The sequence below is a fragment of the Antarcticimicrobium sp. genome, assembly GCF_029212575.1.
In the GTDB taxonomy this organism is placed as follows: Bacteria; Pseudomonadota; Alphaproteobacteria; order Rhodobacterales; family Rhodobacteraceae; genus Antarcticimicrobium.
In genome coordinates this window covers 1-12,220 of the sequence record NZ_JARGPK010000038.1, presented here as the reverse complement: position 1 = coordinate 12,220, position 12,220 = coordinate 1, and the positions used below count along the sequence as shown (strand labels likewise).

16 protein-coding genes are annotated in these 12,220 nt (G+C 68.8%); 13 read left to right on the top strand and 3 right to left on the bottom strand.

Annotation, left to right across the window (positions count from 1 at the left end; all coding sequences use genetic code 11):
• Positions 1-114: 114 nt before the first annotated feature.
• Genes P1U75_RS07080 through P1U75_RS07025 form a run of 12 tightly spaced genes read left to right on the top strand, consistent with a single transcriptional unit; the run spans position 115 to position 9,348 of the window.
• Complete coding sequence (locus P1U75_RS07080; protein ID WP_300241442.1) at positions 115-714, top strand: head-tail connector protein; 600 nt, start codon at positions 115-117, stop codon at positions 712-714.
• Positions 711-1,049, top strand: a complete 339-nt coding sequence (locus P1U75_RS07075) for a phage head closure protein (protein WP_300241439.1) — start codon at positions 711-713, stop codon at positions 1,047-1,049. The genes P1U75_RS07080 and P1U75_RS07075 overlap by 4 nt, the downstream gene beginning before the upstream one ends.
• On the top strand, positions 1,046-1,459 hold the full coding sequence (locus P1U75_RS07070) for a DUF3168 domain-containing protein (protein WP_300241437.1): 414 nt from the start codon (positions 1,046-1,048) through the stop codon (positions 1,457-1,459). Before P1U75_RS07075 ends, P1U75_RS07070 begins: the two co-directional genes overlap by 4 nt.
• Before the next feature lie 24 nt (positions 1,460-1,483).
• Positions 1,484-1,897, top strand: a complete 414-nt coding sequence (locus P1U75_RS07065) for a phage major tail protein, TP901-1 family (RefSeq protein ID WP_300241435.1) — start codon at positions 1,484-1,486, stop codon at positions 1,895-1,897.
• Positions 1,898-1,900: 3 nt separating this feature from the next.
• Complete coding sequence (locus P1U75_RS07060) at positions 1,901-2,251, top strand: gene transfer agent family protein (RefSeq protein WP_300241432.1); 351 nt, start codon at positions 1,901-1,903, stop codon at positions 2,249-2,251.
• Complete coding sequence (locus tag P1U75_RS07055) at positions 2,248-2,466, top strand: rcc01693 family protein (RefSeq protein ID WP_300241430.1); 219 nt, start codon at positions 2,248-2,250, stop codon at positions 2,464-2,466. The genes P1U75_RS07060 and P1U75_RS07055 overlap by 4 nt, the downstream gene beginning before the upstream one ends.
• Complete coding sequence (locus P1U75_RS07050) at positions 2,444-3,106, top strand: phage tail tape measure protein (RefSeq protein WP_300241428.1); 663 nt, start codon at positions 2,444-2,446, stop codon at positions 3,104-3,106. The genes P1U75_RS07055 and P1U75_RS07050 overlap by 23 nt, the downstream gene beginning before the upstream one ends.
• A gap of 15 nt (positions 3,107-3,121) precedes the next feature.
• Positions 3,122-3,754: a DUF2460 domain-containing protein gene (locus tag P1U75_RS07045; RefSeq protein ID WP_300241425.1), complete on the top strand. Its 633-nt coding sequence runs from the start codon at positions 3,122-3,124 to the stop codon at positions 3,752-3,754.
• On the top strand, positions 3,751-4,653 hold the full coding sequence (locus tag P1U75_RS07040; protein WP_300241422.1) for a DUF2163 domain-containing protein: 903 nt from the start codon (positions 3,751-3,753) through the stop codon (positions 4,651-4,653). Before P1U75_RS07045 ends, P1U75_RS07040 begins: the two co-directional genes overlap by 4 nt.
• Positions 4,650-5,105, top strand: coding sequence for an NlpC/P60 family protein (locus tag P1U75_RS07035; RefSeq protein ID WP_300241420.1), 456 nt, complete (start codon positions 4,650-4,652; stop codon positions 5,103-5,105). Before P1U75_RS07040 ends, P1U75_RS07035 begins: the two co-directional genes overlap by 4 nt.
• Positions 5,105-9,034: a glycoside hydrolase/phage tail family protein gene (locus tag P1U75_RS07030; protein ID WP_300241418.1), complete on the top strand. Its 3,930-nt coding sequence runs from the start codon at positions 5,105-5,107 to the stop codon at positions 9,032-9,034. The genes P1U75_RS07035 and P1U75_RS07030 overlap by 1 nt, the downstream gene beginning before the upstream one ends.
• 5 nt (positions 9,035-9,039) lie before the next feature.
• The gene (locus tag P1U75_RS07025; RefSeq protein ID WP_300241416.1) at positions 9,040-9,348 is read left to right on the top strand and encodes a hypothetical protein; all 309 of its coding nucleotides are present in this window, start codon (positions 9,040-9,042) and stop codon (positions 9,346-9,348) included.
• Here the strand turns inward: P1U75_RS07025 and P1U75_RS07020 are convergent.
• Complete coding sequence (locus P1U75_RS07020; RefSeq protein WP_300241414.1) at positions 9,317-9,655, bottom strand: TraR/DksA C4-type zinc finger protein; 339 nt, start codon at positions 9,653-9,655, stop codon at positions 9,317-9,319. The genes P1U75_RS07025 and P1U75_RS07020 overlap by 32 nt on opposite strands.
• A gap of 84 nt (positions 9,656-9,739) precedes the next feature.
• Between P1U75_RS07020 and cysE the strand changes: the two genes are divergently transcribed.
• Positions 9,740-10,558: a serine O-acetyltransferase gene (gene cysE, locus P1U75_RS07015; RefSeq protein WP_300241412.1), complete on the top strand. Its 819-nt coding sequence runs from the start codon at positions 9,740-9,742 to the stop codon at positions 10,556-10,558.
• A gap of 74 nt (positions 10,559-10,632) precedes the next feature.
• On the opposite strand, the gene P1U75_RS07010 is transcribed toward cysE, so the two are convergent.
• Both P1U75_RS07010 and P1U75_RS07005 read right to left on the bottom strand, forming a co-directional pair.
• Positions 10,633-10,968 carry a carboxymuconolactone decarboxylase family protein gene (locus tag P1U75_RS07010; RefSeq protein WP_300241410.1) on the bottom strand — a complete coding sequence of 112 codons (336 nt, stop codon included), beginning with the start codon at positions 10,966-10,968 and terminating at the stop codon, positions 10,633-10,635.
• Positions 10,969-11,167: 199 nt separating this feature from the next.
• On the bottom strand, positions 11,168-12,220 hold a 1,053-nt coding region (locus tag P1U75_RS07005), incomplete at its 5' end, for a 2-oxo acid dehydrogenase subunit E2 (RefSeq protein ID WP_300241408.1).

Here is a 12,220-nt window from a genome sequence, read left to right as displayed (position 1 = left end):
CCTCGTGTTGTCTAGCTGCTCCCCTCCGTCCGAGCGACACGGGGGCACGGTGCGCGTCCGCGCGGGCGATCGGAGCGGGGCCGGAGTATAGGCCCGGAACATCGGAGAAAGCGAATGATGTTGAGCGAAGTGACCACGATCGCGGATGCCGCGCTGCCGGTGGTGCAGTTCCGGTCGCATCTGCGGCTGGGCAGCGGGTTCGGCGAGGACGACCTGCAGGACGAATTGCTGAAGGGGTTCCTGCGCGCGGCCGTCGCGGCGATCGAGGCACGTACTGGAAAGATCCTGTTGGCGCGGGATTTCAGCTGGGTCGTCCATGCCTGGTCGGATCCCGAGGGCGCGCGATTGCCGGTGGCGCCGGTTTCGGCGGTGACCGGTGTCGTGCTGGTCGATGCGGCGGCGGCGGAGGTTGCGGTGGACCCGAGCCGGTACTGGCTGGAGCAGGATTCGCAGCGGCCGGTGTTGCGGCCCGTCGGGGTGCTGTTGCCGACGATCCCGACCGCTGGCCATGCGCGCATCGCGCTCAGCGCCGGGATGGCGGCGGACTGGGGCGGGTTGCCGGCCGACCTGGGCCAGGCGGTGCTGCTGCTGGCGGCGCATTACTATGCCTACCGCGAGGAAACCGCGCTGGTGGCGGGCTGCATGCCGTTTGGCGTCAGCAGCCTGATCGAGCGTTACCGCGTGGTGCGTTTGGGGTCGGGGGCGGCGCGATGAGCGCGCCGGTGCTGAGCCGTCGGCTGGTGCTGGAGGCGCCGGTGCGGGTGCCCGATGGCGCCGGCGGCGCGATCGAAAGCTGGACGAGCCTGGGCACGCTCTGGGCGGAGGTGCGGCCGCGCAGCGGGCGCGAGCGGGCGCAGGCGGGCGAGCCGGTCTCGACCATGGGGTATCGCATCGTGGTGCGCGGCGCGCCGGCGGGCTCGGCGCAGCGCCCGGCGCCGGAGCAGCGATTTCGCGATGGCGCGCGGCTCTATCTGATCCGTGCGGTGGCCGAGCATGACCCGGCGGGGCGGTTCCTGACCTGTTTCGCCGATGAGGAGGTGGCAGCATGAGCTACGCGATGGCCGCGCCGCTGCAGGCGGCGGTGTATCAGCTGTTGTCCGGTGACGCGGCGCTGGCAGCGCTGGTGGGGGGGGCGATCTATGACGGGCTGCCGGCCGGCGCTTTGCCCGAGACCTATGTCAGCCTGGGTGCGGAGACGGTTCGGGATCGTTCGGACCGGGAGGGCGCCGGGGCGCTGCATCGGTTCACGGTGTCGGTGATCAGCGAGGCGCAGGGGTTTGCCGCCGCGAAGCAGGCGGCGGCGGCGGTCGGCGCGGTGTTGGTGGATGCGACCCCGGCGCTGAGCCGGGGCCGCGTGGTGGGGATCTGGTTTGAGCGCGCGCAGGCGCGGCGGACCGGCAGCGCCGGACAGATCCGGCGCATCGACCTGAAATTTCGTGCCCGTGTCGAAGACGCATAGGCGGGCCAGAGCAGGAGGCGGCAAATGGGTGCCCAGAACGGCAAGGATCTGTTGATCAAGGTGGACATGACCGGCGACGGGCTGTTCGAGACCATCGCGGGGCTGCGCGCCACGCGGGTGAGCTTTAACGCCGAGAGCGTCGATGTGACCAGTTTGGAAAGCCAGGGCGGCTGGCGCGAGCTGCTGTCCGGCGCGGGGGTGAAATCGGCGGCGATTTCCGGCTCGGGCGTGTTCAAGGACGCGGGCACGGACGAGCGTGCGCGGCAACTATTCTTCGATGGGGAGGTGCCGGACTTCCAGGTGATAATCCCGGATTTCGGCATCGTCGAGGGGCCGTTCCAGGTCACCGCGCTGGAATACGCCGGCAGCCATGACGGCGAGGCTACCTACGAGATGTCGATGGAGAGCGCCGGGGTGCTGGTGTTCTCGGCAGTCTAGGGGATGGCGAATTTTTTAGCAAATCCCTGGGCAGGCGAGGTGGCGCTGGTGATCGGTGGCGAGCGGCGGGTGCTGAAGCTGACGCTGGGGGCGCTGGCGGAGCTGGAGGAGCGGCTGGGCGAGGACACGCTGGTGGCACTGGTCGAGCGGTTCGAGGGCGGGCGGTTTTCCAGCCGCGACCTCTTGGCGCTAATCCTGGCCGGGTTGCGCGGCGGAGGGGCCGACTGGGGGCCGGAGGACCTGATGCGGGTCGAGATCGAGGGCGGGCCGCTGGCGGCGGCGCGGGTGGCTGCGGAGCTTCTGGCGCGGGCCTTTACCGTGCCGGGGGCGGGGCCGGACCAGGGGGGCGGATGAGCGGGATCGACTGGCCGGTACTGATGCGGGCCGGGATACAGGGGTTGCGGCTGTCTCCAGAGGCGTTCTGGCGGCTGACCCCGGCCGAACTGGCGTTGATGCTGGGGCAGGGGCAGGGCGCGGCGCCGATGACACGGGCGGGGCTGGCGGCGCTTGAGGCGGCCTGGCCCGATGCGACAAGGGATGCAGGGAATGGCGGACGACGGGGCGATTGACGATCTGGCGGTGGCGGCGGAGGGGCTGGAGGACAGCCTGGGCGGCGCCGTGGGCATGGCGGCGCAGTTCGAGGCCGAGCTGGCCCGGATGCGCACGGCGCTGGCGGCGACGGGGCGCGATGTGGCCACGCTGGAGCGCGGGTTCTCGCGCGGGTTGCGGCGGGCCTTCGACGGGGTGGTGTTCGACGGCAAGAGCCTGTCGGAGGCTCTGGACGGATTGGCGCAGACGATGGTGCAGGCCACCTATTCCGCCGCCATCAAGCCGGTCACCGATCATTTCGGTGGGCTGCTCGGCGACGGGGTGCGCAGCCTGGTCGAGGGGTTGTTGCCGTTCGGGAACGGCGCCGGGTTCGCGCAGGGCCGGGTGATGCCCTTTGCCAGCGGTGGCGTGGTGCGCGGCGCGACCCTGTTCCCGATGCGCGGCGCGACAGGGCTGATGGGCGAGGCGGGGCCGGAGGCGATCCTGCCGCTGGCGCGGGGTCGCGACGGCAAGCTTGGCGTGCGCGCGGGGGCGGGCGGCAGCGCGGTGAACGTGGTGATGAACGTCACCACCCCCGACGTGACCGGGTTCCAGCGCAGCCGGGGCCAGATCGCGGCACAGATGCGCCGGGCGTTGGCGCAGGGTGGACGGAATCTCTGAGGTGGGGAAAGAGCGATGAATTTTCACGAGGTGCGGTTTCCCGCCTCGCTGAGCTTCGGCTCGGTGGGCGGGCCGGAGCGGCGGACGGATATCGTCACACTGGCCAACGGGTTTGAGGAGCGCAACACGCCCTGGGCGCATGCGCGGCGGCGCTATGACGCCGGGCTGGGGATGCGCTCGCTGGATGACGTGGAGGTGCTGATCGCCTTTTTCGAGGCGCGGCAGGGGCAGATGTTCGGCTTTCGCTGGAAGGATTGGTCGGACTACAAGTCCGGCCGCGCACGGGCGGAGGTCCACTTTGACGATCAGGAGATCGCGCGGGGTGACGGCGCAACCACGGTGTTTCAACTGCGCAAGGTCTATCGCTCGGGGCCGCACAGCTATGCCCGCCCGATTGCAAAGCCGGTGGCTGGAACGGTGCGGGTCGGGCTGGAGCAGGATGAGTTGCAGGAGGCGGTCGACTATACCGTGGACACCGGCACCGGGCTCATCACATTTTCCCATCCGCCGGGGATCGGGCTGGCGGTGATGGCCGGGTTCGAGTTCGACGTGCCGGTGCGGTTCGACACCGATGGCATCCAGACCAGCGTCGCCAGTTTCCAGGCCGGAGACGTGCCAAACGTGCCGGTGGTGGAGGTGCGGGTATGAGCGCGGGCGTAACTGGCGGCATGAGCGAGGCGTTCCGTGCCCATGTGGAGAGCGGCGTGACGACGCTGTGCCGGTGCTTGGCGCTGACCCGGAGCGACGGGGTGCAAATGGGCTTCACCGACCATGACCGGACGCTGACGTTCGACGGCATCACCTTTCGGGCCGAGACAGGGCTGTCGGCGCAGGCGGTGCAGCAGGCGACCGGGCTGGCGGTGGACAATACCGAGGCGATCGGCGCGCTGAGCGATGCGGGGTTGCGGGACGAGGAGATCGAGGCCGGCCGGTTCGACGGGGCCGAGGTGCGGGCCTGGCTGGTGAACTGGGCCGATGTCAGCGTGCGTTGGTTGCAGTTTCGCGGCACGCTGGGCGAGATCCGGCGCGGTGGCGGGGCCTTTCATGCCGATCTGCGCGGGCTGACGCAGGCGTTGAACCGGCCGCTGGGGCGGATCTATCAGACCGCCTGCACCGCCGTGCTGGGCGACGGGGGCTGCCGGTTCGACCTGACCACGCCGGGCTATGCGGAGGAGCGCGCGGTGGAGGGCGTGGAGGGCGCGCGAGTGTTTCGCTGGAACGACCTGTCCGGGTTCGAGCCGGGCTGGTTCGCACGCGGGCGGCTGGAGGTTCTGAGCGGCGCTGCGGCGGGGCTCTGGGGGGGGATCAAGCGCGACGAGACCGATGCGGAGGGGCGCGAGATCGCTCTGTGGGAGCCGCTGCGGGCAAAGATTGCGCCGGGCGACCTGCTGCGGCTTGAGGCCGGCTGTGACAAGCGGATGGAGACCTGCCGATTGAAGTTCAACAACCTGCGGAATTTCCAGGGGTTTCCGGATATTCCGGGCGAGGATTGGGTGGTTTCAGTGCCGAAATCGACCAGCCCCAACACCGGGGGCAGCCTGCGGTGAATGGTGTTGTAATCCAAGGGCGTCCGGAGGTCGTGGCGGCGGCGCGCGGCTGGCTTGGCACTCCCTATCGCCACCAGGCGTCAAGGCGCGGGGCGGGGGCCGATTGCCTCGGGCTGGTGCGCGGGGTCTGGCGCGAATTGCGCGGCGCGGAACCCGCGCGGGTACCGGCCTATACAATGGACTGGTCCGAACCGCAGGGGGAGGAACGGTTGTGGCAGGCGGCGCGGATGTACCTGGTGCAAAAACAACGGACGCCGGAACCCGGTGACGTGGTCCTGTTCCGGATGCGGGCGGGTGCCGTCGCGAAACACCTGGGCATCCTGGCCGAGGTCGGCGCGATGCCGACCTTTGTGCATGCCTATGCCGGGCGCGGGGTGATCGAAAGCCCGCTGAGCGCGCCCTGGGCTCGGCGGGTGGTGGCGCGGTTCGAATTTCCAAGGAGGGAGCGCTGATGGCGACGATACTTCTCTCGGCGGCGGGGGCGGCGATCGGCGGCTCGGTGGGCGGCACGCTGGCGGGGCTGTCCTCGGTCGTCGTCGGCCGGGCCGTCGGGGCGACGATGGGTCGGCTGATCGACCAGCGCCTGTTGGGGCTGGGGGCCGACCCGGTGGAGACCGGGAAGGTTGACCGGTTTCGCCTGATGCAAGCGGGCGAGGGCGAGCCGATCGCGCAGGTCTATGGCCGGATGCGGGTGGGCGGACAGGTGATCTGGGCCTCGGACTTCCAGGAGACCAGGACCACGCGCGGCGGCAAGGGGGCCGCGCCTTCGCGCAGGGTGACCGAATACAGCTATTCGGTGTCGCTGGCGGTGGCGCTCTGCGAGGGCGAGATCCTCAGCGTCGGGCGGGTCTGGGCGGATGGTGAGGAGGTGTCGCGCGCCGATCTGAACATGCGGGTCTATCCCGGCAGCGCGGATCAACTGCCCGATCCGTTGATCGAGGCAATCGAGGGTGCGGGCATGGTTCCGGCCTATCGCGGCACCGCCTACGTGGTGCTGGAGGATGTGGACCTGTCGCCCTTCGGCAACCGGGTGCCGCAGCTGTCCTTCGAGGTGCTGCGGGCCGAACAGCCGGGGGCCGGGGGATATGATCATGACCCGGCGCAACTGGTGCGCGGGGTGGCCCTGATCCCAGGGACGGGGGAATACGCGTTGGCAACCTCGCCGGTCTATTACAATGACGGGCCCGGCAGCCGCCGGGCGGCGAACCTGAGCACGCCCTCGGGGCTGGCGGATTTCCCGCGTGCCTTCGAGCAGTTGTCCGAGGAGTTGCCATCCTGCGAGGCGGTATCGCTGGTGGTGTCGTGGTTCGGCGGCGATCTGCGCTGCGGTGAATGTCGGTTGGTGCCCAAGGTCGAGCAGAAGGAGGCCGAGGGCGAGGGGATGCCCTGGCAGGTCGCGGGGCTGACGCGGGACGCGGCCGGGCAGATCGTGCTGGTGGACGATCGTCCGATCTATGGCGGAACACCGGCGGATACCGCGGTGGTCGAGGCGATCCGGCACATGCGCGCCGCCGGGAAACGGGTGATGTTCTATCCCTTCATCCTGATGGACCAGCTCGCGGGAAACGGGTTGCCCGATCCCTGGATCGGGGCGGAAGATCAGCCGCACCTGCCCTGGCGCGGGCGGATCACCCTGTCGCTCGCCCCCGGCGTGGAGGGCAGCCCGGACGGCTCCGCCGCGGCGGATGCAGAGGTGGCGGGTTTCATGGGCTCCGCCACGGCGGCGGATTTTTCGGCGGGGGACGGCGCGGTCACCTACTCCGGCCCGGAGGAGTGGGGCCTGCGGCGGTTCATCCTGCATTACGCGGCGCTTTGCGCTTCGGCGGGAGGCGTGGACGCCTTTTGCATCGGATCCGAACTGCGCGGGCTGACCCAGATCCGGGGCGCGACGGGCTTTCCCGTGGTGCAGGCGCTGCGCGATCTGGCGGGCGAGGTGCGCAGCATTCTGGGGCCTGAGGTCAAACTGGGCTATGCCGCCGACTGGTCGGAGTATTTCGGTTACATGCCGCAAGACGGCAGCGGCGACCGCTATTTCCACCTCGATCCGCTCTGGGCCGATGCGGAGATCGATTTCGTCGGTATCGACAATTACATGCCGCTGTCGGATTGGCGCGAGGGCGCGGATCATCTGGATGCGCAGGCCGGGTGGGAGAGCATTTATGACCCCGCCTATCTCGACGCCAATGTCGAAGGCGGCGAGGGGTTCGACTGGTATTATCATTCGCCCCAGGCCGAGGCGGCGCAGATCCGCACGCCGATCAGTGATGGGGATCACGCGGAACCCTGGGTCTGGCGCTACAAGGATCTGCGCGGCTGGTGGGGCAACGATCATCACGAGCGGATCGGCGGGGTGCGGCAGGCCACGGCCACGGCGTGGGAGCCGGGGATGAAGCCGATCTGGTTCACCGAACTGGGCTGCGCCGCGATCGACAAGGGCACCAACCAGCCGAACAAGTTCCTCGATCCGAAATCCTCGGAATCGACGCTGCCGAGGTATTCCAATGGCCGACGCGACGACCTGATCCAGCTGTGTTACCTGCAGGCCCAACTCGGCCATTGGGACAAGGACGGGAACAACCCGCTGTCCGAGGTCTATGGCGCGCCGATGCTGGATCTGGCGAACGCCTATGTCTGGGCTTGGGACGCGCGCCCGTTCCCGAGTTTCCCCAATCGCACCGACCTGTGGAGCGACGGCGACAACTATCTGCGCGGGCACTGGCTGAACGGGCGCATGGGCGCACGCCGGCTGAACTCGGTGATCGAGGAGCTTTGCGCGCGTGCCGGGCTGCACGATATCGATACCGATCGGGTGCATGATATCCTGCGCGGGTTTCGCATCGACCGGATCGACGATGTGCGCGCGGCACTGCAGCCGCTGATGCTGCGTTACGCGGTGGACTCGGTGGAGCGCGACGGGCTGCTGCGATTCCTCCCGCGTGACGGTCTTGGCGAGGTGGCGCTGGATCGCGCCGCCCTGGCCGAGAGCGAAGAGATCGAGGGGCTGATCGAACAGGCGCGCGAGCCCGAGGCCGAACTGGCCGGGCGGGTACAGGTGCGGTTCGTTGAATGGGGCGGGGATCACGACGTGACCGCCGAACAGGCAGTGCTGGCCGATGATGCCACTCATGCGGTGGCGGTGACCGATCTGCCATTGGCGATGACCCGGGACGAGGGGCGCGCGGTGGCCGAACGCTGGCTGACCGAGGCGCGGGTGGCCCGGGAAAGCGCGCGGCTGTCCCTGCCGCCGTCGCGCATGGCGCTGGGCGCGGGCGATGTGGTCCAGCTTCCGGCGCAGGGGGGTGAGACTGCGGGGCTTTACCGGATCGACCGGGTGGACCTGGCGCAGGCGCAATTGATCGAGGCGGTGCGGATCGAACCGGCGGTCTATACCCCGTCGGAGCCGGTGGGCGGGCTGCCTTCGGCGCGCGCGTTTGCCACTCCGGTGCCGGTGCTGCCGCTGTTCCTGGACCTGCCTCTGATCCACGGGGACGAGGTTCTGCAGGCGCCGCATCTGGCGGTGACCGCGACCCCCTGGCCGGGGACGGTGGCGCTCTATGCCTCGGCGGCGGACGAGAATTACGAACTGGACGAGATCATTGCCGCGCGGTCGGTCATCGGAATGACCGAAACGCCATTGGCGGCGGCGCGACCCGGGTTCTGGGACGAGGGCGCGCCGCTGCAGGTCAAACTCCTGAACGACGGGTTGGAAAGCCGCGATGCGCTGGCGGTGCTGAACGGGGCGAACCTTGCCGCGATTGGCGACGGGACCGGCGGCAATTGGGAGTTGTTCCAGTTTCGCGGAGCCGAACTGGTGGCGGCCGATACCTATCTGCTGACCGGGCGGTTGCGCGGGCAGGCGGGCAGCGACGGGCTGATGCCCGAGGTTTGGCCGGCGGGATCGTGGGTCGTGCTGCTGGACGGGCGGCCTGCGCAGATAGACCTGACCCCGGCGCAGCGGCGTGTGGCGCGGCACTATCGGATCGGATCGGCGCGGCGGGGCTATGACGACCCGTCCTACCAGCACCTGATCGAGGCGTTCGACGGCAACGGGCTGCGCCCCTTTGCGCCCTGTCACCTCAAGGTGGCACGCGATGCGACGGGCGCCTATTCCGCCGACTGGATCCGGCGCACGCGGATGGTGGACGGCAGCGACTGGACGCTGGACGAGGTGCCGCTGGGGGAAGAGCGCGAAGCCTATCTGCTGCGGGTGATGCAGGGGGAGACCCTGCTGCGCGAGGAGACCGTCAGCGCGCCACATTGGAGCTATGGGGCGGCGGCGCAGGCCGCCGACGGGGTTTCCCTGCCGGCGCGGCTGGAGGTGGCACAGGTTTCGGCACGCTACGGGCCGGGCCTGTTCGCCCGGATCGACCTGCCGGTGTAATCCCGATGCGGCCGGTGCTGCACGGGGATGTCAGCTGTGCCGCCCGGGCGCTTCTTGCCGCGCAGCCAGGGGCGCGCGCGGCGCTCTGTCGGCGGATGCTGTGCGAGGCCGAGGCGGCGGACCGGTTCCGGCTGCGCCACGCCCGGCTGCATCCGCGCTGGGGCAACGGATCGTTGATGGCGGCGGCGCGGCACTATCCGATGGCGGATGAACCGGATTTCGACGACCCCGCCTATCGCCGGTGTTTCGTCATGGTTCTGCAGGCGCTGGACGCGCTGGGCGTCAGCCCGAGGCGCAGCCGATGCAACGGGTGACGGCGGGGTTCAGCTCCAGCCGCCTGGACGCGATCGTCTCGCCGCACTCCTCGCAATAGCCGAATTCGCCCGCGTCGATCCGTGCCAGCGCGGCGCGCAACCCCCGGGCCTCACCGTCGCGGCGGACCTGCTGCGCCTTGGCCATTGCCTGGTTCTGCAGCGCGTCCATGCGGCTCAGCCGGCCGACCGATTGCTGGTCCAGCTCGACCACCGCCTGACCGTCGCGGCCAAGCCGGTTTTCCTGTTCGATCTCCTCCAGCCGCGCGCAGATTTGCGCGGCGAAGCGGGTGATGTCGGTCTCATTCATATCTCACATCGCTGTCATCACGGGTTTGCGTTTGGTGTTTTTTCGCCTAGATGCCATTCTAGGGGCAGGAAAGGACATTTTGCCATGCTGGAACCGCGCAAGAAAATCTCTCCCGTCGATCCGGTCTGGGACCGGATCCGCTCCGAGGCGCAGGACATCGTCCAGGACGCGCCGCTGATGGGCGGACTGGTGCATGCCTGCATCCTGCATCACCCGACGCTGAACAAGGCGCTGTCCTACCGGATTGCCGCCAAGCTGAGTTCGAACGAGATGTCGATGGTGGTGCTGCGCGAGATCGTCGATCAGGCCTATTCGGAAACCCCCGCGCTGATCGAGGCGGCCCGCGCCGACCTGATGGCGGTCTATGAGCGTGATCCTGCCTGCCACCGGCTGGTGCAGCCGGTGCTCTATTTCAAGGGCTACCAGGCGATGCAGGCCTATCGCATCGCCCATTGGCTGTGGAACAAGGGCCAGCACGATCTGGCCTATTTCTTCCAGATGCGGGTGTCGGAGATCTTTGGTGTCGACATTCACCCGGCCGCAAAGATCGGCAAGGGGATCATGATCGACCATGCCCATTCCATCGTGATCGGCGAAACCGCCGTGGTGGGCGACAATGTCTCGATGCTGCATTCGGTGACCCTTGGCGGCACCGGCAAGGAAGAAGAGGACCGCCACCCCAAGATCGAGGATGGCGTGCTGATCGGCGCCGGGGCCAAGGTGCTGGGCAATATCCGCATCGGCCATTGCAGCCGCATTGCCGCCGGTTCCGTGGTCCTGATCGACGTGCCGCCGTGCAAGACCGTGGCGGGCGTGCCGGCCAGGATCGTGGGCGAGGCCGGGTGCGACCAGCCTTCGGTGAGCATGGATCAGAACCTGACCGGCTGTCTCTGCAACGACTGAACGCGGACCTTCCCGGGCCAGAGAGAACAGGGGCGCCAACGGCGCCCCGATTTCGTTCTCTTGGACGGGACCGCTCAGGCGGTGAACTCGTCGTAGGCTGCCAGCGCCTTGACCCCGTACATGTAGGACGGCCCACCCCCCATCAGGATGCAGACGCCGACGGTTTCCTCGATCTCCGCGCGGGTGGCGCCGGCCTCGACCGAGGCCTTGACGTGAAAGGCGATGCAATCGACGCATTGCTTGGCGATGCCAAGCGCCAGCGCCATCAATTCCTTGTGCTTGGCGCTGATCTCGCCTGCGGTGGTCGAGGCTACGTGCAGGGCGCCGAATCCCTCGGCGGTCGCGGCCTGCGCTGCGCCGAACCCTTCCATGCCGCCCTGCGCTTCGTTCAGTTTGTCGGTCCAGCTCATGTCGTGTTCCTTTCGAAAATTCCCTGATTGCCATGAGCATAACGTGCTGCGATGCAGCAGACCTTGATGCACGTCATGGGGGGCGGCAAGCGGGCGCGATTCCCCATCGGTGGCGCGGGGGCGGCGCGGCGTGACCGGCGCATGAAAAAGGCGCCGGTCACGAGAACCGGCGCCTGTTTGCTACGGTGTCGCGGGCGGATCAGGCCAGCATCACCATCGGGTTCTCGAGATTCTCGACGATGGCCTTGAGCAGCTCGGCCCCAAGCGCGCCGTCGATGACCCGGTGATCGACGCTGAGCGTCACGCTCATCACGGTGGCCACCGTCAATTCGCCATCCTTGCCGACCACGGGTTTCTTCACGCCGGCACCGACCGCGAGGATCGCACCATGCGGCGGGTTGATCACCGCGTCGAAATTGTCGATCCCGAACATCCCGAGGTTGGAGATCGCAAAGGAGCCGCCCTGGTATTCATGCGGCGCCAGCTTGCGGTCGCGGGCGCGGGTGGCCAGATCCTTCATCTCCGCCGACAGCGCCGAGAGCGATTTCATCTCGGCATCCTTCAGCACCGGCGTGAACAGCCCGCCCTCGATCGCCACGGCAACCGCCACGTCCGAGGGTTTCAGCTTCAGCATCCGGTCGCCGGCCCAGACGGAATTGGCGTCGGGCACCGATTGCAGCGCCAGCGCGCAGGCCTTGATGATGAAGTCGTTGACGCTGAGCTTCACGCCGCGCCCTTCGAGCTGCTTGTTCAGGTCGGCGCGGAACTTCAGCAGCGCGTCGAGCTTGATGTCCCGGCGCAGATAGAAATGCGGGATCGACTGTTTCGCCTCGGTCAGCCGCGCGGCGATGGTCTTGCGCATCCCGTCGAGCTTGACCTCTTCGTAGTCGCGACCCTCGTACATCCGCGCCACCGCATCGGCCGAGGGGCCGGCAGCCATCGCCGGGGCGGCGGCTTGCGCGGCAGGGGCACTCGCGGGCGCGGCGGCGGGTTTCGGCGCGGCACTGGCGCCCTCGACGTCCGCCTTGACGATCCGCCCATGCGGGCCGGTGCCGCTGATCTGGCCCAGGTCCAGCCCCTTGTCGGCGGCGATCCGGCGCGCCAGCGGCGAGGCGAAGATGCGGGTGCCGCCGGCTGTGGGTGCGGGCGGGGCGACCTTTGCCGCCGTTGCGGGCGACGCAGCTGCGGGCTCTGCCTTGGCCTCCGGCGTGACGGCGGCCGGGGCGGGGCCGGTGGCGATGTCACCTGCGCT